The 23,895-nt window shown below is 71.3% G+C and carries 23 protein-coding genes and 1 pseudogene; 15 read left to right on the top strand and 9 right to left on the bottom strand.

Going from position 1 to position 23,895, the window contains the following annotated elements; translation table 11 throughout:
• Window positions 1–42 precede the first annotated feature (42 nt).
• Window positions 43–933: a prolipoprotein diacylglyceryl transferase gene (gene lgt, locus EWH70_RS31155; protein WP_130479143.1), complete on the bottom strand. Its 891-nt coding sequence runs from the start codon at window positions 931–933 to the stop codon at window positions 43–45.
• Between the two features lie 62 nt (window positions 934–995).
• Window positions 996–3,287: an alpha-L-fucosidase gene (locus EWH70_RS31150; protein ID WP_130479142.1), complete on the bottom strand. Its 2,292-nt coding sequence runs from the start codon at window positions 3,285–3,287 to the stop codon at window positions 996–998.
• Window positions 3,288–3,482: 195 nt separating this feature from the next.
• Here EWH70_RS31150 and EWH70_RS31145 point away from each other — a divergent pair, with 195 nt between their 5' ends.
• The 4 genes from EWH70_RS31145 to EWH70_RS31130 all read left to right on the top strand — a co-directional run bounded on the left by EWH70_RS31145 (window position 3,483) and on the right by EWH70_RS31130 (window position 7,293).
• Complete coding sequence (locus EWH70_RS31145; protein WP_130479141.1) at window positions 3,483–4,724, top strand: alpha/beta hydrolase family protein; 1,242 nt, start codon at window positions 3,483–3,485, stop codon at window positions 4,722–4,724.
• 141 nt (window positions 4,725–4,865) lie between these two features.
• On the top strand, window positions 4,866–6,092 hold the full coding sequence (locus EWH70_RS31140) for a lipase family protein (RefSeq protein WP_130479140.1): 1,227 nt from the start codon (window positions 4,866–4,868) through the stop codon (window positions 6,090–6,092).
• Between the two features lie 85 nt (window positions 6,093–6,177).
• Complete coding sequence (locus EWH70_RS36535) at window positions 6,178–6,300, top strand: hypothetical protein (protein WP_276320591.1); 123 nt, start codon at window positions 6,178–6,180, stop codon at window positions 6,298–6,300.
• A gap of 246 nt (window positions 6,301–6,546) precedes the next feature.
• The gene (locus EWH70_RS31130) at window positions 6,547–7,293 is read left to right on the top strand and encodes a class I SAM-dependent methyltransferase (protein ID WP_130479139.1); all 747 of its coding nucleotides are present in this window, start codon (window positions 6,547–6,549) and stop codon (window positions 7,291–7,293) included.
• On the opposite strand, the gene EWH70_RS31125 is transcribed toward EWH70_RS31130, so the two are convergent.
• Window positions 7,290–8,114, bottom strand: a complete 825-nt coding sequence (locus EWH70_RS31125; protein WP_130479138.1) for a helix-turn-helix domain-containing protein — start codon at window positions 8,112–8,114, stop codon at window positions 7,290–7,292. The two genes, EWH70_RS31130 and EWH70_RS31125, sit on opposite strands and share 4 nt — an antisense overlap.
• A 101-nt stretch (window positions 8,115–8,215) precedes the next feature.
• Between EWH70_RS31125 and EWH70_RS31120 the strand changes: the two genes are divergently transcribed.
• The 3 genes from EWH70_RS31120 to EWH70_RS31110 are packed head-to-tail and all read left to right on the top strand — an operon-like array spanning window position 8,216 to window position 11,191.
• Complete coding sequence (locus EWH70_RS31120) at window positions 8,216–9,379, top strand: CynX/NimT family MFS transporter (RefSeq protein WP_130479137.1); 1,164 nt, start codon at window positions 8,216–8,218, stop codon at window positions 9,377–9,379.
• A gap of 20 nt (window positions 9,380–9,399) precedes the next feature.
• Window positions 9,400–10,239, top strand: coding sequence for a LysR family transcriptional regulator (locus tag EWH70_RS31115; RefSeq protein ID WP_130479136.1), 840 nt, complete (start codon window positions 9,400–9,402; stop codon window positions 10,237–10,239).
• 31 nt (window positions 10,240–10,270) lie between these two features.
• Entirely contained in the window at window positions 10,271–11,191 is a 921-nt protein-coding gene (locus EWH70_RS31110; RefSeq protein ID WP_130479135.1) for an aminoglycoside phosphotransferase/kinase family protein, read from the top strand.
• Here EWH70_RS31110 and EWH70_RS31105 read toward each other — a convergent pair.
• Complete coding sequence (locus tag EWH70_RS31105; RefSeq protein WP_130479134.1) at window positions 11,188–11,748, bottom strand: helix-turn-helix domain-containing protein; 561 nt, start codon at window positions 11,746–11,748, stop codon at window positions 11,188–11,190. The two genes, EWH70_RS31110 and EWH70_RS31105, sit on opposite strands and share 4 nt — an antisense overlap.
• Before the next feature lie 88 nt (window positions 11,749–11,836).
• Between EWH70_RS31105 and EWH70_RS36380 the strand changes: the two are divergent.
• The 3 genes and pseudogenes from EWH70_RS36380 to EWH70_RS31095 form a co-directional block, all read left to right on the top strand.
• Window positions 11,837–12,430, top strand: a pseudogene (locus EWH70_RS36380) (class I SAM-dependent methyltransferase); the annotation flags it as partial.
• On the top strand, window positions 12,416–12,898 hold the full coding sequence (locus EWH70_RS36375; RefSeq protein ID WP_240687326.1) for a DinB family protein: 483 nt from the start codon (window positions 12,416–12,418) through the stop codon (window positions 12,896–12,898). The pseudogene EWH70_RS36380 and the gene EWH70_RS36375, both read left to right, overlap by 15 nt.
• Window positions 12,899–13,010: 112 nt before the next feature.
• Window positions 13,011–13,850 carry an alpha/beta fold hydrolase gene (locus EWH70_RS31095; protein WP_205669335.1) on the top strand — a complete coding sequence of 280 codons (840 nt, stop codon included), beginning with the start codon at window positions 13,011–13,013 and terminating at the stop codon, window positions 13,848–13,850.
• On the opposite strand, the gene EWH70_RS31090 is transcribed toward EWH70_RS31095, so the two are convergent.
• Together EWH70_RS31090 and EWH70_RS31085 are read right to left on the bottom strand one after the other, a co-directional pair.
• Window positions 13,847–14,497 (bottom strand): response regulator, encoded by a 651-nt coding sequence (locus EWH70_RS31090; protein WP_130479132.1) that lies wholly within the window; start codon window positions 14,495–14,497, stop codon window positions 13,847–13,849. The two genes, EWH70_RS31095 and EWH70_RS31090, sit on opposite strands and share 4 nt — an antisense overlap.
• On the bottom strand, window positions 14,494–15,585 hold the full coding sequence (locus EWH70_RS31085; RefSeq protein WP_130479131.1) for a sensor histidine kinase: 1,092 nt from the start codon (window positions 15,583–15,585) through the stop codon (window positions 14,494–14,496). The genes EWH70_RS31090 and EWH70_RS31085 overlap by 4 nt, the downstream gene beginning before the upstream one ends.
• Before the next feature lie 31 nt (window positions 15,586–15,616).
• Here EWH70_RS31085 and EWH70_RS31080 point away from each other — a divergent pair, with 31 nt between their 5' ends.
• A complete protein-coding gene (locus EWH70_RS31080) occupies window positions 15,617–16,405 on the top strand; it encodes a methyltransferase (protein ID WP_130479130.1) in 789 nt (262 codons plus the stop codon).
• Window positions 16,406–16,660: 255 nt separating this feature from the next.
• Here EWH70_RS31080 and qcrB read toward each other — a convergent pair whose 3' ends face one another.
• Together qcrB and EWH70_RS31070 are read right to left on the bottom strand one after the other, a co-directional pair.
• Complete coding sequence (gene qcrB, locus EWH70_RS31075) at window positions 16,661–18,220, bottom strand: cytochrome bc1 complex cytochrome b subunit (protein ID WP_130479159.1); 1,560 nt, start codon at window positions 18,218–18,220, stop codon at window positions 16,661–16,663.
• Between the two features lie 65 nt (window positions 18,221–18,285).
• The gene (locus EWH70_RS31070) at window positions 18,286–20,019 is read right to left on the bottom strand and encodes an L-aspartate oxidase (RefSeq protein WP_130479129.1); all 1,734 of its coding nucleotides are present in this window, start codon (window positions 20,017–20,019) and stop codon (window positions 18,286–18,288) included.
• A gap of 100 nt (window positions 20,020–20,119) precedes the next feature.
• Here EWH70_RS31070 and EWH70_RS31065 point away from each other — a divergent pair, with 100 nt between their 5' ends.
• A complete protein-coding gene (locus tag EWH70_RS31065) occupies window positions 20,120–20,938 on the top strand; it encodes a transglutaminase-like domain-containing protein (protein WP_130479128.1) in 819 nt (272 codons plus the stop codon).
• Here the strand turns inward: EWH70_RS31065 and EWH70_RS31060 are convergent.
• The gene (locus EWH70_RS31060) at window positions 20,928–21,404 is read right to left on the bottom strand and encodes a GNAT family N-acetyltransferase (protein WP_130479127.1); all 477 of its coding nucleotides are present in this window, start codon (window positions 21,402–21,404) and stop codon (window positions 20,928–20,930) included. The two genes, EWH70_RS31065 and EWH70_RS31060, sit on opposite strands and share 11 nt — an antisense overlap.
• A gap of 110 nt (window positions 21,405–21,514) precedes the next feature.
• On the opposite strand from EWH70_RS31060, the gene EWH70_RS31055 reads away from it, so the two are divergent.
• Genes EWH70_RS31055 through EWH70_RS31045 form a run of 3 tightly spaced genes read left to right on the top strand, consistent with a single transcriptional unit; the run spans window position 21,515 to window position 23,867 of the window.
• Window positions 21,515–22,603 carry a winged helix DNA-binding domain-containing protein gene (locus EWH70_RS31055; protein WP_130479126.1) on the top strand — a complete coding sequence of 363 codons (1,089 nt, stop codon included), beginning with the start codon at window positions 21,515–21,517 and terminating at the stop codon, window positions 22,601–22,603.
• Window positions 22,604–22,659: 56 nt separating this feature from the next.
• Window positions 22,660–23,280, top strand: coding sequence for a ClpP family protease (locus EWH70_RS31050; protein WP_130479125.1), 621 nt, complete (start codon window positions 22,660–22,662; stop codon window positions 23,278–23,280).
• Window positions 23,277–23,867, top strand: a complete 591-nt coding sequence (locus tag EWH70_RS31045; protein ID WP_130479124.1) for a ClpP family protease — start codon at window positions 23,277–23,279, stop codon at window positions 23,865–23,867. The genes EWH70_RS31050 and EWH70_RS31045 overlap by 4 nt, the downstream gene beginning before the upstream one ends.
• Window positions 23,868–23,895 lie beyond the last annotated feature (28 nt).

Below are 23,895 nucleotides of genomic sequence, written 5' to 3'. Positions count from 1 at the left end.
CTCACGGCGTCTCATGCCGTGAGGGCCCCCTTCACGGCAGTGTCACGGGGTGACGGTGGGCTCCGGCTTCCCGGCCCGGGGTTCGAGCACTTCCCGTGGACCTCTCCGGCGAGCCAGGAAGAAGTAGGTCAGCGCGCCGAGGAACAGCAGGATCGAGACCCAGACGTTCACCCGGACTCCGAACACCGGCGTCGCCGGGTCGGTACGCATCAGCTCGATCCAGGTCCGCCCGAGCGTGTACGCCGCGACGTACAGGGCGAACGCCCGGCCGTGACCGAGGCGGCGTTTGCGGTCCACATACACCACCACCGCGGCGACACCCAGATTCCAGAGCAGTTCGTAGAGGAACGTCGGATGTACCGGGCTCTCCGCGAGCGGGATACCGTTGGAGATGCCGTTGAGCTGGTCGGGCTCGCCGTTGGCGTTGACGCGGTGGTAGATCTCCAGGCCCCACGGGAGCGTGGTGTGCGCGCCGTACAGCTCCTGGTTGAAGTAGTTGCCGAGCCGGGCGATGGCGTGCCCGACCGCGATGCCCGGCGCGACCGCGTCGGCGAACACCGGCAGCGGCACCCCCTTGCGCCTGCAGCCCAGCCACGCTCCGACCGCGCCGAGGGCGATCGCACCCCAGATGCCGAGGCCGCCCTCCCAGATGTACAGCGCGCGGACCGGGTCCTTGCCTTCCCCGAAATACTGGTGGTAGTCGGTGATCACGTGGTAGATCCGGCCGCCGATCACGCCGAACGGCACGGCGAACACGGCGACGTCGGCCACCGTCCCGGCGGCCCCGCCCCTGGCCATGAGGCGCTTCTGGCCCCACCAGATGGCGACGACGATCCCGAGGACGACGAACACCGCGTAGGCGCGAACCGGGATGGGGCCGAGTTCCCACACGCCCCGCGGTGGACTGGGAATGGTCGCCAGAAACGTCGTCACGGGGCCACACGGTAGCGGTCAGGACGCCGCCCGGTCCGGGAAAAAACGAAACCGAGACCAACTCAGCCGATCCGGAACGTCCACGCCCACTTCCCCGCCGCTCGCGCGGCGTCGGGCACGTCGATCATCAGCTTGCCGCCCTGCTTCGTCCACTTCAGACTGTGACCGGGGAAGCCGAGCATGGTGATCCGGTCGCCGTCGCGGATGGGCACCGGCGCGTCCACCACGATCTGGCTGCCCGGCGGCTCCAGCGAGGTGATGTAGAAGGCCTCGTTCTGCTTCACCGAGAACCGCAGCGGGCCCTGCTGTGCCATGCGTGCCCAGTAGGTCGTCCCGTGGATCGACTCGCCGTTCACCCGCAGCCACTCGCCCGCCTCCCGCAGCCGGGTCTGCATGATCTCCGGGATCGAGCCGTCCGCACGCGGTCCGATGTCCAGCAGGAAGTTGCCGTTCTTGCTGTTGGTGTCCACCAGCGTGTCGACGACCTCGTCGGCGGTCATGTACATGTGGTCCGGCGTCGCCCGGTTGTAGCCGTAGGACCGCGGATCCAGGCCGCGGCTGGTCTCCCACTTCTTCACCACGGTGTCCGGATACGTCGTGTACTCGGGCGTGGTGAAGTCGTGGGTGGGGATGCCGCAGCGGTCGTCGACCGTCACGTCCTTGGGATCGGGACGGTTCTTGGCACGGTTGAAGTACTCGGCGAGCACCGAGCGGCTGTCGTTGACCCCGCCGATGTCGCACCAGATCACGTCCGGGTCGTACTGCCGCACGATCTCCCGCATCTGCGGGCCCTGGTAGTCACGCACGTAGTCCTTGCCAGCCTGGTAACCGGTGTACGGCTCGTCGGCGCCGGTGTACGGGTTGCGTGGACCGTGCCCCATCCAGGGATTGTCCGGGTTGTACCACTCGGGCATCGAGAAGTAGAGGCCGTTGCGCAGCTCCGGGGTGTACCGGCGGGACGCGTCGAACAGTTCCTTCACCAGGTCGCGGCGCGGACCCAGGTCGACCGAGTCGCGGCCGGACACCTTGGAGTCGTAGAGCGCGAATCCCTCGTGGTGCTTGGAGGTCAGCACGTAGTACTTCGCTCCGGCTGCCTGGATCAGTTCAGCCCACGCCCGGGGGTCGTACCTGTCCGCGGTGAACCCGGGAATGAACCGGTCGTAGCTGAAGTTCTCGCCGTAGGTCTTCGCGTGGTGGGCGTACACCGGGTTGTTCCTGTCCTCCATCCAGCGCCAGTACCACTCGGCGTACTGCTCGCCCGGCGGCGACCAGGCGGGCACCGAGTAGAGGCCCCAGTGGATGAAGATGCCGAACTTGGCGTCGTCGAACCAGTACGGCGACTCGTGGGTGCCCAACGACGCGTCGGTCGGCTGGTAGTCGGGGACGCCGAGGGTGAACCGGACCGGCTGCTCGGCCCGCAACCGCCTGCCCTGGGCCACCACCGTGCCGTCCACGACGGTGTTCGCCGGCGCCGTGGTGCGCACGATGCCGATGCGGACCCTGGCCTGTTCGCCCGGGCCGAGCCTGCGGACCAACGCGGGCCGGACGGTCCGCGCACCGGCCACCTCGGCCCGCACGGTGATCCCGTCCCGCTCGGTGATCCACTCGGTGCCGAGATTGGTCACGGTGGCCTCGACAGCCTGGACACCACCGGGCAGCGACTTCGTGGTGGACCGCGATCCACGCAACGCCAACGTCTTGCCCGCGCCCGCGGGCTGCGCACTCAACGCGAACACGTGCAGGCTCGACTGGTTCGGCTGCGCGGGCTTCGTCGTCGGCAGGGTGACGGCGACGGCGTCCCGGCCTGCGTCGATCCACACCTGGGCAGCCGAGATCGAGACCGCGTGCTGGTCGGTCCCGCCGGGCGTGTACCGGAACGGCGCGGTGATCGCGCCGGACCCGCCGTACCAGTCCGGGCCGGACAACGTCGCGGTGGTCGTGCCGCCGTCGGCGTAGTGCACGGTCGCCGGACCGGACGCGGCGCCGTAGCTGCTGGCGACCAGGAAGTGCGCCGAGTGGTACCGGCCCGGCCTGAGCTCGATCCGCTGGCCGAGTGCCACGACGTTGTTCTTCACACCGGCCGCACCGGACGGGAAGGTGAAGTCGATGCCGTCGACCGACGTCCGGCCGCTGGGCAGTCCCTCGGCGGGGAAGGTGTTACCCGAGCCGTCGAAGTTGCCGTCCCGTGCCGATGCCGAGTCGATGCCGTCGTTGTCGAAGTAACCGTCGAGCGGCACGATGACCGCGGCCGGTGCCGCGGTGGCCGCCGGGCGGTCGTCCGCGTTGGCGGCCGGGATCGCGGCGGCGAGCAGGGTGCCGGTGGCCAGCAGGACGAGCGTTCGTCTGGGTCGCATGGGCGTGCACCCTCCGTTGACAGTCATCCGACCTATTGATGCTGCTTCGCCCGCATGTGCTCAGTCAATACGACAAACGTGCACTATTCATCAGATGTCCCGCTGGCGAGGGAGCTGGCCCCCGCTCGGGAGGGAGGCCGAAGGCCCCGCGCATGCCCATGCTGAGGACGGCGGGCTTTCGGAAAGGAAACCGGGATGTCGGTGAACCTCACACGGCGCACAGCCTTCGGTCTGTTCGCGGCAGCTGGAATCCAGGCGCTGGGGGCTGCGCCGGCGCACGCCGCCACGCGGGTCGCCCTGCCCCGGCCGACGGGTCCGCACGGCGTGGGCCGCGCGGCGGTGCGTGTGGTGGACTGGTCCCGGACCGACCCGTGGGATGCCGACGTGCCGTACCGGGAGCTGATGGTCAGCTTCTGGTATCCGGCCGACGGCGGCGGCGAACCGGCCCGGTACCTCGGGCCCGCCGCGACGGCGACCGTGTCCGGCAACCTCGCCGACTGGGCGCAGGTGCCCGCGGGGCTGGGAACCGTCGACATCCGCGGACGGGACGGCGCACGGCTGCTGCCCGCGAAACGCAGGCCGGTGCTGCTGTTCTCACCGGGACATCTCGCGCCCCGCGAGCTGAACACGATGCTGGTCGAGGATCTGGCCAGCCACGGCTACGTCGTCGTGACCGTCGACCACACCCGCGAGACCGCCGTCGACTTCCCCGGCGGGCGGGTCGTCCCCCGGACGGTTCCGGTGCCCACCGTGGAGACCGTCACCGAGTTCAACCGGTCCACGATCGCCGCCAGGGTGGCCGACGTGCGCACGGTGCTGGACCGGCTGGACTGGCTCGCGGACGGCCGCGGCTGCGGCGACGGGCCCCTGCCGGCGGGGCTGGGCCGGTCGCTCGACCTGTCCCGGATCGGGATGTTCGGCCACTCCGGTGGCGGCGCGACCACCGCGGAGGCGATGTACCACGACGACCGGATCCGCGCCGGAGCCGTGGTCGACAGCGGGCTGGCCTACGACCTGCACGGCAAGGTGCTGCCACCGGTGGCGCGGCACGGCCTGGACCGGCCGGTCCTGTTGTACTGCAGCGAACAGGCCAACCCGACCCACCTCGCCGATCCGTCGATCGCCTCGTTCTGGAAACACCACCGCGCCTGGAAACGCGACCTCCGGGTCGCTGGTTCCCACCACATTTCCTTCGCCGACTACGAACCGCTGCTGCCCGCGCTGCTCGCCGCGGGCGCCGTCCGGCTCGAACCCGGGCAGACGGCGGACGCCTACCTCACCACGCAACTGGGGCGCACGGCGCCGGGCAGGGTCGTCACGGCCACCCGGACGTACCTGCGGGCGTTCTTCGACCTGCATCTGCGCGACCGGCCCACCCGGTTGTTCGACGGTCCGCACCCCGCCTGCCCGGAGGTCGAGTTCATCGGCGACGCGTAATTCGTGACGTCCCGCTCGTGGCAGGCTGACAAGTTCGGTGACCACTCGGTTTTCGTGAATTGACGCTGTGCGATGGATCGGTTTCCATCCTTGGCAGCAGGCGCCTCGTCAGTCACGTTCCGACTCAATGTGGAGTGCCGCATGTCCATTTCCCGCCGCCGCGGGCTGATCGCCACCGTAACCCTGGTCGCCGCCGCGTTGTCGATCGCGCCGGCGACCGCCGACACCACCTCGGTCTACACCGCTCCGGCGACGTTGCCCGCAGGCCAGAACGGGGACGTGATCAAATCCCAGCCGTCGAACTATCCCGGCGCCAAGTCGACGCGGATCCAGTATTTGTCCAGGGACAACAAGAACAAGCCGGTCGCCGTCAGCGGCACGGTCCTGGTGCCGTCCAATCCGTGGACCGGCCCCGGTGAGCGGCCGATCGTGGCCTACGCGCCGTTCACGTTCGGCATGGGCGCCCAGTGCGCGCCGTCGAAGACCCTGGCGGGCGAAGGTGCCAGGGACATGGTGTCCGGTTTCCAGGCGACCTTCGTCAACGCGTTGCTGGGAAAGGGATTCGCGGTGGCGCAGACCGACTACATCGGACCGTGGGTCGAGGGCAGCGGTGACCACCCGTACGTGATGCGGCTGTCCGAGGCACACACGGTGCTCGACGTGATCCGAGCGGCGCAACGGCTTCCCGGCACCGGACTGCCCGCGAACGGACCGGTCGGTATCGCGGGCTACTCCGAAGGCGGCAGCGCTGCCGCCGCGGCGGCCGAACTCGCCGCGACCTACGCGCCGGAGCTGAAGGTCAAGGGCGTCTACTCCGGCGCGCCGCCCGCGGACAAGGCCGTGCTGGCCAAGTCGCTGGACGGCGGTATGTACGTGGCGTTCCTCGGTTACGCGCTGATCGGCATCAACCAGGCCTACCCCGAGGCGAAGCTGATGGACCTGGCCAACCCGGCGGGTGTGCAGCTGTTCCAGCAGGCCAAGCAGACCTGCACGCTGCCCGCGGTCTTCCAGTTCATGTACAAGCAGAGCAGGACGCTGACCAAGAACGGCCAGCCGGTGGCGTCCTTCCTCGCCCAGCCGCCGTTCGACGCCATCGTCGCGGAGAACCGGATCGGCACCATCAAACCGGCGATGCCGACCATGGTCCAGCACAGTCCGCTGGACGACGTCATCCCGGTCGCGGTCGGCAAGCAGATGGCCAAGGACTGGTGCGCCAAGGGCGCCAACGTCCAGTGGAAGGACCTCGTGTCGTTCTCGCCGATCCTCTCGCACGCGCTGGGCATGCAGAGCGCGGCCGGTGAGGCGGCCGCGTGGCTGACGACCGTGTTCAACGGCCAGGCGGGCAGCGGCAACTGCGGCAGGTTCTGAGCGACCGGGTGACGCGGGTCACGGAATGCGGGCTGATCTTCAGCGCTACAGACAGGTAGAAGCCGCCCAACCCGGAGGAGAGACCATGTCCGCCACCCCGCAGGAAACGTCCACGCTGGCCGTGCCGGCGCTCGACGACTTCGACTTCGAGCTCACCGACGGCGCGGCCTGCAACATCGACGACCCGGACTGCGAAGCCTGCCAGTAAGCCGGGCGCCAGGCGGGCACACGCCGGTGCCGTGAAGGGGGCCCTCACGGCATGAGACGCCGTGAGGGCCCCCTTCACGGCACATTTATTGAATGAGCCTCAGTCAGGCTGTTAGACCCGCTCGGCGGCGTCGAGCGGGTCCGCACGCCGTTCCTCCGCGGGTTTGGTTCGCGGCCGGCCCGGCGATCGGCGCTGGCTCATTCTTCGCAGCGTACTTGCCGGGCCGGGGCGCTATCGTTGCGGCCGATGGCCAGAACCGAGCTGTACGACGAGATCGGCACCGGCTACTCGCTGGGCAGGCGCACCGATCCCCGGTGGATGACCGCCATCGCCGCCGCACTCGGAGAGGCTCGTTCGGTCATCGACGTCGGCGCCGGCACGGGTTCCTACGAGCCGGACGGCCGGACGGTGCTCGCCGTCGAGCCCTCCGGCGAGATGATCCGGCAGCGGCCGCGTCACGCGGGCCCAGCCGTCCGTGCGGTCGCCGAGGCCCTGCCGGTCCGCGACCACGCGGCGGACGCCGTGCTGGCCGTGCTCACCGTCCACCACTGGACCGACTGGCGGCGCGGGCTCGCGGAGCTGCGCCGGGTGGCTCCGCGTCAGGTCGTGCTGGCCTACGACACCCGGCGGCACACCGAGTTCTGGTTCGTCCGCGAGTACGTACCCGAGATCGCCGACCTCGAACTCGGCAGGCCGTCGGCACCCGACATCGCCGACGAGCTGGCCGCCGACCGCATCGTTCCCCTGCCACTGCCCTGGGACTTCACCGACGGCGTGTTCCCCGCCTACTGGCGGCGCCCGGCCGCCTACCTCGACCCACGGGTGCGCCGCGGCTGCTCGGCACTCGCGCAGACCGATCCCGCCGCCGTCGACCGGGGCCTGCGAGCGCTGCGCGACGACCTCGACTCCGGCCGCTGGCACGAACGTCACCGCGACCTGCTCGGCCTCGACGAGTGGGACGCCGGGTTCCGCCTGATCGTCGCGGGCGCCTAGGAAATCGACCGGAGTGGCAGGCGAAGCCGGTCGACGGCCCGCGCCGTCCGCTCGTCCACGGGGTGGAAGACGACGAGCTGCTGGGCGTCGGCGGGAAGTTCGAGCGTCTCCCGGCGCAGTTCCAGCCGGTGCCCCGCCGGGTGATCGAGCCGGAGCGGCCCACGCCGCGGCACCGCGTGGCGGTTGAGGCGGCTGCTGAAGCCGGGACCGGCGACCGGGGTGAGTTCGGAGATGAGCCACTCGGAGTTCTCGACGGACGGCGCCAGCCACAGGTCGAAGGCCTGCTCGTCGGCGACGTCGTCCCAGTCGGCGAAGAACGTCCGTGCCCGGGGGTCGGTGAAGACGTAGCGGGTGAGGTTCGGCGGGTCGGCGTCGAGCAGGCCGGTGCCGCTGATGATCGACTCGTAGCCGCTGGTGCGGGCGAGGACGTCACCGAGCCGGTTGGTCACGACGGCGATGCCCGGTTCGAGGAGCCGCAGGGTGTCCAGGACGGACTGCCGCACCCGGCGGTCCGGTGGCACGGGGCGGATCCGGGCCGGGCACTGGTCGCTGGTGATCTTCACCAGGTAACGCAGGTGGTTGCGTTCGGCGGGATCGAGGCTGAGCGCGTCGGCCAGCGCGTTGACGACCGCCGCCGACGGATTGCGGTCCCTGCCCTGCTCGATGCGGGTCAGGTACTCCACGCTGATGCCGGCCCGGGTGGCGAGATCCACCCTGCGCAGGCCGGGCGAGCGGCGGCGGCCGCGGTCCGGCAGCCCCAGCGACTCCGGCTGGAGACTGTCCCGCTTGGCGCGGATGAAGTCCCCCAGCGGCTTGCCCACGCGATCAGTCTAGGACTCCATCCGGTACCGAGGGTGGCCGTGCGAGGGCCAGCCTGGGCACGGCCTGGTTGCCGCCCCGGCCGCGCCCGATCGTGGTGCGCATGGAGAACAGGCGGCGTTCCGGCCGGGTACTGCTGGTGTGGGCACTGCTGGTGGTGGCGGCGAACCTGCGCCCCGCCCTCACCGGCGTCGGGCCGGTGCTGGACCGGGTACAGGCCGAGCTGGGCCTGACCCCGGCCGTGGCCGGCCTGCTGAACACGCTGCCATTGCTGGCGTTCGCGGTCGTGTCGCCTGCGGTTCCGTGGCTGGCGGCGCGCTGGGGACCGGAACGGCTGCTCACGGCGGCGCTCGTGGTGCTGACGCTCGGGATCGGGCTGCGGTGGGTGGCGTTGTTCGCCGGAACCGTGTTGATCGGGGCGGGCATCGCCGTCGGCAACGTGTTGCTGCCGAGCCTGATCAAACGCGACTTCCCCACCAGGATCGGGCTGCTGACCAGCGCGTACGCCACCGTGATGGGCGGCGTCGCCGCGGTGGCCTCCGGCGTCGCGGTGCCGGTCAGCGAGGTCGCACCCGGCGGGTGGCACACCGCGCTGGGGTGCTGGATCGTGCTCGCGCTGGTGGCCGTCGCGCTGTGGCTGCCCCGGTCGCGGGCACCGCGGGCGCCGGGCACCGTGCGCGGTCACCGGCTGCCGTGGGGTTCCGGGCTGGCGTGGGCGGTCACCGCGTTCATGGGCCTGCAGTCGCTGGGCTTCTACGTCGCCGTGACGTGGCTGCCGACGGTGTTCCAGGACAGCGGGGTGAGCGCCGCGGCGGCGGGCTGGCTGCTGTTCCTGTTCCAGGCGGTCGCGGTGCTGACCAGCCTGGCGGTGGCACCCGCACTGCGCCGGGCCCGCGACCAGCGCGGGGTGGCGACCGTCTGCTCGGCCGTCGTCCTCGCCGGCTACGCCGGGCTGCTCGCGGTGCCGGAATGGGCGTTGCTGTGGAGCGTGGTGCTCGGGCTGGGCGGCGGTGCCTGCCTGGTGCTCGCGCTGGCGTTCCTCAGCCTGCGCGCCCCGGACCCGGCCGCGGCCGGTGCGTTGTCGGCGATGGCGCAGTCGGTCGGCTACCTGCTGGCCGCCGCCGGGCCGGTGCTGTTCGGCCTGCTGCACACCGCCGGTTCCGGCTGGACGGCGCCGATCGTCCTGATGTGCGTCACGGCGGCCGGTCAGCTCGTCGTCGGGCTGGTGGCTGGCCGCGGCACGGTGACGCGTCCGGTCGCGGCCTGACGCGCACGTATCGTGGCTGTGTGGAGCTACGGACGCTGCGGTACTTCGTGGCCGTCGCCGAGGAACGGCACGTCGGCAGGGCCGCCGCCCGGCTGCACATGAGCCAGCCACCGCTGAGCAGGGCGATCCAGCGGCTGGAGGCCGACCTCGGCGCGGCGTTGTTCGACCGGTCGCCCACCGGCGTCACGCTGACCCCGGCCGGGGCGGTGCTGCTGGACGAGGCCCGCGTGCTGCTCGACCACGCCGAGCGGATCCGGGAACGAGTGGCAGGCACCGCGACCCTCACCGTCGGAATCCTCGGCGACAGCACCGATCCGCACGCCACCCGGCTGGCGAACGCATACCGCGCGAGGCATCCGGGTGTCGGCGTCCGGATCCGCGACGCCGACCTGGCCGATCCCACCTGCGGGCTGCGTGCCGGGCTGGTGGACGTCGCGCTGACCCGCGCGCCGTTCGACGAGACCGGCCTGACGGTGCGGCACCTGCGCGCCGACCCGGTCGGCGCGGTGCTGCGGACGGACGACCCGCTGGCCGGCCGGGACAGCCTGACGCTGGCCGACCTCGCCGGGCGCCGCTGGTTCCAGTTCCCGAGCGGGACCGACCCGGTCTGGCAGGCGTACTGGAACGGCGGCGAACCACGGGAGGGCCCGGTGGTGCGGGTCGTCCAGGAGTGCCTGCAGGCCGTGCTCTGGAACGCCACGGTGGGGATGACCCCGCTCGGGCACGACCTGCCGGAGAACCTGACCGCCGTCCCGGTGACCGACATGGCGCCGAGCCGGGTGGTGGCGGCGTGGAAGGACGGTGACGCGAACCCGCTGATCCGCTCGTTCGCCCGGATCGCCACGGCCGCCTACCGTTGACCCGGGCCGCGAGCCTGGCACAGTCGGCACCATGTCCTTCGAGGAACTTCCGGACTGGCTGCCGTCCTGGTGCCGCGAGCACCTCGGTGCCGCACCCGCCGACGTGTTGTTCGGGCGGGAGGGGGTCTCGGCCGTGTGCGGCCTGCGGCTGAGTGACGGCACGGAGGTCGTGGTCAAGGCGCGTCCCGACGACGGGCGGGCCGGGTCGTGTGTCGCCGCCCAGGCCCAGCTCGCCGAGCGGGGATTCCCCTGCCCCCGGCCACTCACGCCGGTGACCGGCGTCGGTCCGCTGGCCGTGCACGCCGAGGAGCACCTGCCCGGCGGTGACATGCTGCGCGGGGACTCACCGGAGGTGGCCGTCCGCTACGCGGAGGTGTTCGCCCGGCTGATGGCCGAACTGGCCGGCGTGACCGTCCCGCCACCGCTGCCGAATCCACGCTGGGCACGGTGGGACCACGCGGACCCCGGGCTGTGGCCGGCGATCGGGTTCCTCGACGAGAGGGACCAGAGTGCCGTGCCGGCGCACGTCACGGAGACCGCCGTGCGGGTCCGGCGCCGCCTGCTGGCCGCGCGGCTGCCGTGCGTGCTGGGTCACGCCGACTACGAAGCGCAGAATTTGCGCTGGCACGGCGGCCGGATCCGGGTGGTGCACGACTGGGACAGCCTGGGGTGGCAGCCGGAAGCGGCACTGGCGGGAGCCGCGAGCGAGACGTTCGTCAACACCGGTGCGCCGAGCCTGCCACCGATCGAGAGTTCGGCGGCGTTCCTGACCGCCTACCAGGAACTGCGCGGCCGTGCCTTCACCGCCGAGGAACACGAGGTCGCGTGGGCGGCCGGGCTGTGGACGGCTGCCCACAACGCCCGGTGGGAGGCACTGCACGGCAGCCGCCCGCTGTCCATCGACACGCTCCGGGACCAGGCTGCCGAACGCCTCCGCCGCGCGAATGCCTAGACGTGTGCGCGCACTCCCTGCGTGCCGAACAGGATCAGCAGCTCCACCGCGCCGCCGTCGGCGCTGCCCAGCCAGTGCGGCACGGACGTGTCGAACTCCGCCGCCTCCCCGGGCGGCAACGTCAGATCCCGCTCGCCGACGATCAGCCGCAGCCGTCCATTGAGGACATACAGCCATTCGAACCCGTCGTGGGTCTGCGGAGTCGGTTCGAGTGGTTCCGGGCGTGCCGGGATGATCATCTTGAACGCGTGTACCCCACCCGGCCGCCGGGACAGTGGCACGAACGTCATGCCGTACCGGTGGATCGGCTTGAGGTGGATCCGCGGGTCGCCGGTGCGTGGAGCGCCGACGAGGTCGTCCAGCGGGACGTCGTAGGTCCGGGACAGCGGCAGCAGCAGTTCCAGGGTGGCCCGGCGCTGCCCGCTCTCCAGGCGGGACAGCGTGCTCTCCGAAACGCCGATCGTCGCGGCGAGGTCGGCGAGCGTGATACCGCGGTCGCGGCGCAGGGCGCGCAGCCGTGCCCCTACCGCGTCGAGTACCTCGTCATCGGTGTCCACGACGGCCAGCTTGCCAGAACCGCAAGTTTCCGTGCCAGCTCGGCGGATGCCTGCCAACACTGGGCTCGTGCCGACCGAAGGAGCCCCGATGAACACCACCGATGCCGTCACGTTCTGGGACGGTGTCCACGCCGCGCGGACCGTCCAGGACCCGCGGCCCAACGCCCGCCTCACCGAGGTGGTCACCGGCCTGCCGCCCGGTGACGCGCTCGACCTCGGCTGTGGTGCGGGCGGCGACGCGCTGTGGCTGGCCGAGCGGGGATGGCGGGTCACCGCCGTCGACGTCTCCGCCGTCGCGGTCGACCGGCTCGCCGGACTCGCCGGTGACCGGCTCACCGTCGAGCGGCACGACCTGCGGGAGTCGTTCCCGCGCGGCCGGTTCGACCTGATCTGCGCGCACTACCTGCACACGCCGCTGGAACTGGACAGGACGGCCGTCCTGCGCTCGGCAGCACGCGCACTGCGTCCGGGCGGGCGGCTGCTGATCGTCGACCACGGCTCGGCCGCGCCGTGGTCGTGGAACCAGGAGGCCCGTTTCCCGGGCCCGCGGGAGATCGCCGGGGACCTCGGCCTGGACCCCGCGAAGTGGACGATCGTGCGTGCCGACTCGCCGCGCCGGACGGCGACCGGTCCCGGCGGGCAGACCGCCGAGGTCACCGACCACGTCCTGCTCGTCCGCCGCAACCACCGCCGCGACGCCCCGCCACCCCGGACCGGAAACAGCGAGGCCGAGGTCCTGCGTGGCTTCCTCGACTACCTCCGGACGTCGGTCGCCGCGAAGGTCGACGGCGCGCCCGAACCGTCCGTGCGCTCGGCCGCGGTCCCCTCCGGCACGAACCTGCTCGGCCTGCTCAACCACCTGACCTTCGTCGAGCGCGCGATGTTCCTCGGCGAGGAGGTCGGCGACTGGCAGGCCACGTTCCGGGCGGACGCGGCGGACAGCGTGGCCGACGTCGTGGCCCGCTACCGGGAGGCCGTCGAGCGGGCGAACGACGTGCTCGACGGCTGCCCGGACCTCGGCGCACCCGTCCGGCCCGGCCGCGCCCCCAGCGTCCGCTGGGCACTGACTCACCTGATCGAGGAGACCGGCCGCCACGCGGGTCACGCGGACATCCTCCGCGAACTGATCGACGGCTCCACCGGCCGCTGACCGGCGCTGTCCCCCGTGCGAGCTACCCGCGGGTGTCCACCGCGTGGTGACGACTTCGGCCCTCCGGATCCGTAGCGTCCGGCGCGTCGAATCCCGTTACCTGGAGGGCACTGTGCTCCGTACTGTCAAGGCATCCGCGATCGCACTGAGCTGCGTCGTGGCCGGCGTCGGGCTCGCCGGCTGCGACGAGGCCGAGGCGTTCACCGGCACCAGGAAGCTCACCGTGGAGGGCAAGTCGGTGAACGTGTCCTGCTCGGGCAGTCCGGTGGAGGACCGGCCGGTCATCGTCCTGCTGCATGGCGGCGGCGACAGCCTGGACAAGCTGGCTGGCATCCAGCAGACGCTGAGCGCGACCGAGCGGGTCTGCTCCTACGACCGGCTCGGCGCGGGTGCCAGCGACCAGCCCGGCGAGCCGCAGACGTTCGACAGCACCGGGCGGATCCTGACCGGCGTGCTCGACCAGATCGCCGCCGACACCCCGGTCGTGCTGGCCGGGCACTCGCTGGGCGGGCTGATCGCGGGCCGGTACGCGCCCGATCATCAGGACCGGGTCGCGGGGCTGGTCCTGTTGGACGCCACGTCACCGACCCAGGGTGCCGACCTGGACAAGACGATCCCCGCGTCAGCCACCGGCTTGGGCGCCGAGCTGAAGGCGCAGACCGTCGCGGTCCTCCGCGGCGAGAACCCGGAGAGGCTCGCGGCGCCGGACGGGGATGTCCGGCCCGCCGGTGACATCCCGGTGGAGGTGATCCAGCACGGGAAACCGCACCTGGGCGTGGTTCCCGAGTATGGACCGGCGCTGGAGCGGGCGTGGTCCGAGGGGCAGGAGAAGTGGCGCGGGCTGTCCAGCCGCAGCAACCTGAGCACGGCCGCGAACAGCGGGCACTACATCTACGTCGACGAGCCCGACCTCGCCGTCGCGGCGATCCGGCGGGTCGCCGATCAGTCCTAAGCGGACAGTCCGTGCCGGAACGCGTAGACCACGGCCTGTACCCGGTCACGCAGCCCGAGCTTGGCGAGGATGCGGGAGACGAAGGTCTTGACGGTCTCCTGGCTGATCACCAGCGCTGCCGCGATCTCGCTGTTGGACAGGCCGTCGGCGATGAGCCGCAGGACCTCCAGTTCGCGGGGCGTCAGCGGGACGTCCGCCGGGTCGCCGTCGGCAGGCCGGATCCGGGTGGCGTAGGCGCCGACGAGCCTGCGGGTCACCTCGGGGTCGAGCAGCGCGGCGCCGGTCGCCACGGTCCGGATCCCGTGCAGCAGCTGGCCGGGCGGCGCGTCCTTGAGCAGGAACCCGCTCGCTCCGGCCCGCAGTGCCTGGTAGACGTACTCGTCGAGGTTGAAGGTGGTCACCACCAGCACCTTGGCCGGCCTGGCCACCCCGGCACCGGCCAGCAGGCGGGTCGCCTCGATGCCGTCGAGTTCCGGCATGCGCACGTCCATCACGACGACGTCCGGTTCGAGGCGGTGCGCGAGGTCGACCGCCGTCCGGCCGTCCCCGCACTCGCCGACGACCTCCATGTCGGGCTGGGCGTCGACGATCGTGACCAGGCCGGTGCGGATCAGCACCTGGTCGTCGCAGACCAGAACCCGGATCACGACGTGCTTCCCGCCGGGATGCGGGCACGCACGTAGAAGCCGCCGTCGCGGCGGCCCGCGCTGAAGTCGCCGCCGAGGTCACCGACCCGCTCGCGCAGGCCGTCGAGGCCGCGCCCGCTCCCGCCCGGCGACGCCGAACCGGCACCGTCCGTGCCGACCTCCACGGTGATGTCCCGTTCGCCGTGGTGCACCTGGACCGAGGTGGGGCGGCCGTGGGCGTACTTGAGGGCGTTCGTCAGTGCCTCCTGCACCACCCGGTACGCCACCGGGCCCGCGGCACCGGCCGGTTCCGCCGGTGTGCCCCGTTCGGTGAACTCCACGGGCTGGCCGGCGCGGCGGGTCTGTTCGACGAGCGTGCGTAACGTGCCGTGGCCGGGGTTGAGCACGTCCAGCAGCTGCCGCAAGTCGGTGAGTGCCAGCCTGCCGGTGTCGCCGACGGCGGCCAGGCTCTGGTCGAGGCGGTCGCCCGTCAGGTACCGCGCGGCTTCCGCCTGCACGACCATCGCCGTCACGTGGTGGGTCACGACGTCGTGGAGTTCGCGGGCGATGCGGGTGCGCTCGGCGGTCCGGGTCTCCTCGGCGACGCGGCGGCGGCGTTCGGCCTCGGCGATCCGGGTCGAGCGCAGCCAGGTTCCGACGCACCACGCGAGGACCAGCGCGAGGTAGAACGTCACGAACCCGCTGACGGACTCACCGGACCCGAAGTGGCCGAGCACGACGGCCAGCGGCACGTAGGCCACGGAGAACGTGACGGCGGTGAGCAGCCGCCGCCGTTCCAGCGCGAACCCGGCGGTCGCCAGCGCGATCGGCAGCGCGGTGCCTGCGAACGAGTGGTAGCCACGAAGCTGGTCGACGGCGAACCCGATCGACACCAGCGCGAGGCTGATCACCGGCCACCGTCTGCACACGACGAGCGGGGCGCACTGGAGCGCGACCGCCACGACGGCCAGCGCGTCGAACGGACGCGCCGGCATGCCGCCGAGCTGCGTCCCGTGACTGTGCAGTGCGGGCACGAGCGATCCGGCGAAGAGCAGCAGTGCGATCGGCGCATACCAGACACCGCTGCCGAATCGCCGAGCGATGATCACGGCGGCAGTTTAATGGGGCTACCGTGGGTGGGTGAGCGATGACGCCTGGGCCGGTCTGGCCGACCTCTTCGTCGACGAGGCCTACGCCACGGTCAAGGGCTACGTGCGCACCTACGTGATGCACCAGCACCTGCTGGAACACCTGCCGCCGCCACCCGCGACCGTCCTGGACGTCGGCGGCGGCGCCGGCCACCAGTCGTTCCCGCTGGCACGGGCAGGCTACGAGGTGACGCTGCTCGATCCGTCGCCCGCGATGCTGGACAAGGCGCGGCAGCGGCTGCTGGACGACCCGGCCCGGCAGCGGGTGACCCTGCTGCGGGCGGACGGTGAGAACGCCGTGGCGGCCGTCGAGGGCAGGCGGTTCGACGCCGTGCTGTGTCACGGCGTGCTCGGCTACCTGGAGGCGCCGGAGCCGATGATCGGCCAGCTGTGTCAGTGTGCCGCCGACGGCGGCATCGTCTCGATCATGACCGGCAACGCGCACGCGATGGCGGTCCAGCCCGCCATGGAACGCCGCTGGGACGACGCCCTGGCGGCGTTCGACACCCGCACCGGGATCGGCGTGCTGGGCGTGCGGGGCCGGGCCGACACGGTGGAGGAGATCAGCGACCTCGTGCGCGGCCACGGCGTCGAACCGCTGCGCTGGTACGGGGTGTGGCTGTTCGCCGACTGGCACGAGTTCGGCGGCACCCAGCTGGACCTGGCCGAAGCCGAACGGGTGGCGGAGGTAGAGCTGGAGGCCAGCAGACGGGACCCCTACCGCCGCCTGAGCCGCGTGTTCCACCTGCTCTCCCGCAAACCCCTCCGCGACGGACCGTAACCTCCGCCACTCCCCCGGGCACCCCTCGCCACCGCCCGGGTGAACCCGCGAGCAAGGGAGGTTTGCTCTCGTCTTAGGGTAGTAAACCTCCCTTGCTACCTTACGGAAGTGGCGCGTGGGACCGACGGGACTCGTGTGACTGCTGAGGCGGGGATCGGCGCGCGCGTCGCAGGTGTGGGATTTCGGGCGAAATCGCACGCTCCGTAGCCGGGATCGCCACGTTCGAGACAACCCGGCAGCCGACCACGCTCGTGCTCAGCGCGACGACCGCCGCAGCGCCTCCACCTCCTCCGGCGGGTCGGGCGTCCAGAGGCTGCCCGGCACGGCCGTGCCCGCGGCACCCAGCTTGTTCATCTTCTTCGGCACCGGCGCGCCCTGGTACTCCAGCGCCGTACCGTTCAGCGGCTGGTGGATCTCCAGGTAACCACCGGACGGCGTGCGGGTGATGATCCCGGTCTCCACGCCGTGTTCCAGCACCTCGCGGTCGGCCCGTTGCAGGCCGAGGCAGATCCGGTAGGTGAGGAAGTACGCCAGCGGCGGCAGGATCAGCACCGCGATCCGCCCGGCCCACACCGTGACGTTCAGCGAGATGTCGAACGTCAGCGCGATGATGTCGTTGAATCCCGACGCCTCCAGCACCCCGAACAACGTCAGCGCCATCACGCCGATCGAGGTCCGCACCGGCGTGTCCCTCGGCCGTTGCACCAGGTTGTGGTGCGCGGTGTCGCCGGACAGCTTCCGTTCGATCCACGGATAGACGATCAGCAACGTGAACAACAGCGCCAGACCGATCGCCCCGGCGAAGAACACCGGCGGAACGGTGTAGTCGCCCAGGTACAGCTCCCACGCAGGCCAGATGCGCAGGATGCCGTCGGCCCACGCGAGGTACCAGTCCGGCTGCGAACCGGCCGACACCTGGGCCGGACTGTACGGACCGAGGTTCCACACCGGGTTGATCTGGAACAGCCCCGCCATCAGGGTCACCACCCCGGTGACCACGGCGAAGAACGCCAGCGCCTTCACCGCGAACTTCGGCATGATCCGCACCCCGACGACGTTGGTCTCCTTGCGCCGCGGACCGGGGAACTGGGTGTGCTTCTGGTACCAGACGATCCCCACGTGCGCCCCGACCAGCGCGAGCATGATCGCCGGAATGATCAGGATGTGCAGGGAGTACAGCCGGGGGATGATCTCCGTTCCGGGGAACTCCGAACCGAACAACGCCCAGTGGATCCAGGTGCCGATCACCGGCACGGACAGGATGATGCCCGACAGCGTCGCCCGGATTCCCGTGCCGGACAACAGGTCGTCCGGCAGCGAGTAGCCGAACAGCCCCTCGAACATCCCGAGGATCAGCAGCAGCGCGCCGAGCACCCAGGTCGCTTCCCTCGGGCGGCGGAACGCGCCGGTGAAGAACACCCGGCACATGTGCACGAACATCCCGGCGATGAAGATCAACGCACCCCAGTGGTGCATCTGCCGCACCAGCAGCCCACCGCGAACCTCGAACGAGATGTGCAGCGTGCTGGCGAACGCCCTGGTCATCTCGACGCCCTGCAGGTTCTGGAAGCTGCCGTCGTAGACGACCTCCTCCATGGACGGGTCGAAGAACAGGGTCAGGTACACCCCGGTCAGCAGCACCACCAGGAACGAGTAGAGCGCGATCTCGCCGAGCAGGAACGACCAGTGCGTCGGGAACACCTTGTTGAACTGGCGCTTGAGGCCCTTCGACAGGTGGTAACGGTCGTCGGCCCAGCGCGCCGCCCCTGCCGCGGCCCGCTGCGCCGCCGCCGGTCCTCTCGTGGGGGTCACCATCGGCACACCACCTCCTGCCCATAGGACTAGGCGACCGCGCGAAATGTGACAGAGTCAGGACCGGCTCACTCGACCAGCTTGCCCTCGGTCGACACCTCGCGCATCAGCCGTTCGATCTCCTCCGGTACGGGCGGAAGCTGCTCCCGTTCGACCTGCCCAGGTCCGGACCAGACCAGGTTCACCCGCAGGGCGGGATCGAGGCCGGGGAAGTCGGACCGGTTGTGGCAGCCGCGCGTCTCCCTGCGTTCCAGCGCCGTCTCCAGCGTGGCGCGCGCGGCGAGGACCGACGCCTTCAGGTCGAAGGCATGGGCGAGGTCCTGGTAACCGGCGCGGTCCGGGTGCACCCCGACCTCGGACAGCCGGCGCTCGATGTCGTCCAGTTCGACGAGTCCCTTGTGCAGCCCGGTTTCGTCCCGGACGACGCCCGCGTGCTCGGTCATCGTGTCGCGCACGGCACGCTGCAGGGCGCGGACGTTCTCCGGCCCGTCGGACGCCAGCAGCCCGGCCACCTCGTCCCGCGCCTCGGCGACCGCGTCCGGCGACCGCCGCTGGACGGTCAGCTCCCTGCTGTAGCGGGCGGCGGTCTCGCCGACGATCCGGCCGTACACCAGGAGTTCGGTCAGCGAGTTCCCGCCGAGCCGGTTGGCGCCGTGCAGGCCACTGGCCGCCTCACCGATGGCGTACAGGCCGTCCACGCCGGTGCCGTGGTCCTCCGGGCGCGTCCACACGCCACCCATCGAGTAGTGCGCGGTGGGCGCGATCTCGACGGGTTCGCGGGTGATGTCACGCATCTGCAGTTCCAGCAGGGTCTGGTAGACCCGCGGGAGACGTCGCATGATCGTCTCGCGGGGCAGGTGGGACACGTCCAGCCAGACTCCGCCACGCGGGGTGCCGCGGCCCTCCTTGATCTCGGTGTAGGCGGCCAGCGCCACCCGGTCGCGGGTGGACAGCTCGCGGCGCACCGGGTCGTAGCGCTCCATGAACCGCTCGCCCAGCGCGTTGCGCAGGATGCCGCCCTCGCCGCGGGCCGCCTCGGACACCAGCGTGCCCGCCGCGTTCTCCGGGTCGATCAGCCCCGACGGGTGGAACTGCACCAGCTCCGGATCCCGGATGCGGCCGCCGGCGAGCACCGCCAGCCGGAACGAGTCGCCGGTGTTCTCGTCCCGCCGCGACGACGTCCGCCGCCAGATCCTGGTGTGCCCGCCCGCGGCCAGGATCACCACGTCGGCGTGGATCAGGTACCGCTCGCCGGTGTCGACATCGAACCCGTACGCGCCGAAGACCACGTTGTCGCGCACCAGGATGCGGGTGACGTAACAGGTGTCGATCACCGGGATGCCCAGCTGTTTGGCGCGGTTGACCAGCGTCCGCTGGATCTCCAGCCCGGTGTAGTCCCCGGCGAACGCCGTCCGCCGGTAGGTGTGCGCGCCGAAGAAGCGCTGGGAGATCCGGCCGTCGGCCTCCCTGGCGAACGGCATGCCCCAGCCCTCGAGATCCGCGATGCCCCGTGCCGCGTTCTCGGTGACGATGCGCACGGTGTCCGGGTGGGCGAGCAGGTAGCTCTCCTTGATCGTGTCCGCCGCGTGCTGCTGCCAGGAGTCCTCGGGGTCCATCGTGGCGAGCGCGGCGTTGATCCCACCGGCCGCCAGCGTCGTGTGAGCGTCCTCTTTGGACCGTTTGCCCAGCATCAGGACGTCGACGCCACGCTCGGCCAGTTCGATGGCCGCACGCAATCCCGCGCCGCCGGTGCCGATCACGAGCACCGACGTGGCGATCTGGTTCTCGGTGGGACGGGTCATCACGATCTCCGTTCGACGGGTGTTCTCCTTCCAGTGGACAGGAAAACGAGTGATTTCGTGACAGCCTGAACCTGTGCCACTGCTCACGTAGGATGGCGACGTGACTGGGGTCATCGACTACACCTCGCCCGGACCGTTCACCGGACTCGACGGCGTGGATCCCGTCGCGCTCGAACCGGCGGCCGCCGATCCGGTGGGCATCTGCCGGCCGGTCCGTTACCTGTTCATCCAGCCCACCGACGCACGGCCGCTGGGCCTGCCGGCCCCGCGCTTCGACAGCAACCAGATCCGGCGGGTGGACGAGCTGGTGCGGCTGCTGCTCGCACTGGACCCGGCGCCGTTGACCACGGCCCGCGAGCCGGACCGGCGCGTGGTCGGAACCTGCAGGCACTTCGCGACGCTGGGATGCGCGTTGCTGCGCCGTAACGGCATCACCGCGCGCCCCCGCGCCGGCTTCGCCACCTACTTCGAGCCGGGCAAGGCCGTCGACCACTGGATCACCGAGTACCTGGACGGAGACCGGTGGGTCCGCGTCGACGTGGAGCATCTCGGGAAGGACCTGCCCGGCCGACTGCACGACCTGCGCCCGGAGGATTTCCTCACCGGCGGCGAGGCGTGGAGTGCCTACCGGCGTGGCGAGGTCGACGGGTCGCGGTTCGGTGTTGTCGGCACGGAGAACTGGGGCCCGGCGGAGATCAGCGGCAACGCCCTGCGTGACCTCGCCGCGTTGAACAAGATCGAGCCGCTGCCGTGGGACGAGTGGGGCCGCATGACCGACGCCTACGCCGGCAAGACCGGCGAGGACTACGACGTCCTGCTCGACGAGGTGGCCACCGTGTGTGCCGAGGACGATCCGGTGTCCGTGCGGGCGCTGTACCAGCACGAGGACCTGCGGGTGCCGGAGAGCCTCATCCGCTGAGCCCGGGCCGGTGCAACCGGACCTCGAACTCGGCGAACCCCTGACCGCGGTAGAACGCGAGCGCGGCCTCGTTCGAGGCATACGCGGTGACCGTCAGCTCGGTCGCTCCGGACCGGCGTGCCCACCGGTCGAACTCGGCCACCAGCGCGGCACCCATCCGCTGCCCGCGGCAGGCCGGTGCGACCCGCATGCTCTCCAGCACGGCGGTCACCGCGCCCGGCCGTAGCGGATCCGGCTTCGCCAGCCGCCCGACGAGGTGCCCGACGACCTGCCCGCTGTCGCCCACTGCCAGCCAGCACGAGCAGCCGGGGTCCGCCAGCAGTTCCCGGTAATAGTCCCGGCCGTGCCGGTCGGGCCATGACACGTCCAGGTGCCGATCCCGGCGGGCTCCGTCCTCGGCGAACAATGCCGACACCGAGGCGACGAGAACTTCGATGTCGTGGTCACGCGCCACTCGCACGCCCATGTCGACCTCCCCAGCCCAGGGCGGAAACGCTAGCCCTTCGGGTTGGCCCCGGTAAATTTCGGCGCCGTAGCGGCCACAAACTGACCGCTATTGCTGTCACCATTTCTCTCATGACCGTTCTGGACACCAGGGCTCTCAACCGCGCGACGCTCGCCCGCCAGCTGCTGCTCGACCGCGCCGACATGTCCCCGTTCGACGCCGTCGCCCACCTGTGCGGCATGCAGGCGCAGGAACCGCAGGAGCCGTTCACCGGACTCTGGTCACGGCTGCGCGCGTTCGACCCGGCGACGCTGTCGAGCCTGCTGACCGGACGGCGCGTGGTGCGGACCCACCTCATGCGGCGCACCGTCCACCTGCTCACCGCCGAGGACGTCCTGGCCTGGCGGTCCCGGCACGACGCCATGCTGCGGCAGCGTCTGCTGGCGACCTACCGCGCCGAACTCGACGGCGTCGACCTCGACGAGCTGGCCGCGGCTGGCCGGGCCCTGATGGCCGACGGACGGCCCCGCACGATGGCCGAACTCGGGCGGGCGTTCGTCGAGCGCTGGCCCGGCGCCGGGCACCGGCCGCTCGGCGAGATCCTGGTCTCCACCCTGATCCCGATGGTGCAGCTGCCGCCACGCGGGGTGTGGCGTACCAAGGCCGCCGTGAGCAACCTGCCGGTGGCCGACTGGCTGGGCCGCGAGGTCGACCCGCCCGCACCCGACGGCGGCGACCCGGTGGGCCAGGCCATGGTGCGCCGGTACCTGGCCGCGTACGGCCCGGCCGCGGTGGCCGACATCCGCGGGTGGTCCGGGGTCGCCGGACTGCCCGCCGCCGTGTCGGCCATGCGCGACGAGCTGGTGACCTTCCGGGACGAACGCGGCCGTCAGCTGGTCGACCTGCCCGGCGCGCCGCTGCCCGATCCGGACACACCGGCGCCGGTGCGCTTCCTGCCCGCCTTCGACAACGCCATCCTCGGCTACCACGACCGCACCCGGATCATCGACGACGAACACCGCAACCTGTCCGTCGCGGGCGAGCGCGTCGTGCTGGTCGACGGCCGGGTGAGCGCGACGTGGACGGTCGACGGCGGCACGGTCACCGTCGCCCCGTTGCGCCGGCTGTCCCGCGCCGACCGCACGGCCGTCACCGAGGAAGGGCAGCGGCTGGCGGCCTTCCTCTCCGACGGCGAGAGCGACCGGGCCGCTGTGAGCTGATCTGCCCAGGGCAGAGAAAGCGGCGAGCCCGGGCGCGGCGGCGGCATCGTCGGGGCATGACGAACGACGAGAAGCGGCCGATGTTCGACCACCGGCTCCGCGAACGCTTCTTCAGCCAGCGCGTGCTGGTGCTCGACGGTGTCCTCGACGACGACAACGGGCTCGTCCTCACCACCCAGCTGCTGTCGCTGGCGAGTGAGGACCCCAAGAAGGACATCGCGTTGTGGATTCACTCGCCGGGCGGCTCGGTGCCGTCGATGCTGGCGATCCGCGACGTGATGCGGCTGGTGCCGTGCGACGTCGCCACGCTCGCGCTGGGCACGGCGTACAGCGCGGGGCAGTTCCTGCTGTCGGCAGGCACGCCGGGCAAGCGGTTCGCCCTCCCGCACGCGCGGGTCCTGATGCACCAGGGGTCCGCGGGGATCGGCGGGTCGGCGGTCGAGGTCGAGGTGCAGGCCGACGACCTGCGGCACACCAGGGACACCGTGCTCGGGCTGATCGCGGAGGACACCGGCCAGCCGGTCGAGCGGATCTTCACCGACTCGCTGCACGACCGGCTGTTCACCGCCGGGCAGGCGCTGGAGTACGGCTTCATCGACCACGTCGTCGACAGCCTTGAGCAGGTTGTCCCGGTACGCAGGCACGACATCGGGATCCGTTCGGAGGTCCGCGCATGAGCACCTACACCATCCCCAACGTCATCACGCGCGGCCCGGGCGGCGAGCGGATCATGGACGTCTACTCGCACCTGCTGTCGTCGCGGATCGTCTACCTCGGAACGGCCATCGACTCCGGCGTGGCCAACGCGCTGATCGCCCAGCTGCTGCACCTGGAGGCCGACGACCCGGACCAGCAGATCGACATGTACATCAACTCCGAGGGCGGCGACCCGTCGGCGATGCTCGCGCTGTACGACACCATGCGCTACATCAAGGCGCCGGTGGCGACGACGTGCGTTGGCCAGGCGGTCGCGGCCGGCGCGGTGCTGCTCGCCGCGGGCGCGGAGGGACGTCGTGCGGTGCTGCCGCACACCCGGGTGGTGCTACACCAGCCCGCGGCACAGGGCCGGGGCACGATCCCGGACCTCATCCTGCAGGCCGACGAGGTGCTGCGGGTCCGGACCCAGCTTGAGGAGATCCTGTCGAAGCACACCGGTCAGCAGATCGCGGACCTGCGCCACGACACCGACCGGGACCGGGTGTTCGACGCGGCGGGCGCGGTGGCCTACGGGCTCGCGGACAACGTCATCGACGAACGGTCCTGACCCCTCGGGTACGGCACGCCGCAAAGCA

The sequence above is a fragment of the Amycolatopsis suaedae genome, assembly GCF_004214935.1.
In the GTDB taxonomy this organism is placed as follows: domain Bacteria; phylum Actinomycetota; class Actinomycetes; order Mycobacteriales; family Pseudonocardiaceae; genus Amycolatopsis; species Amycolatopsis suaedae.
This window is presented reverse-complemented; position numbering and strand designations above follow the sequence as displayed.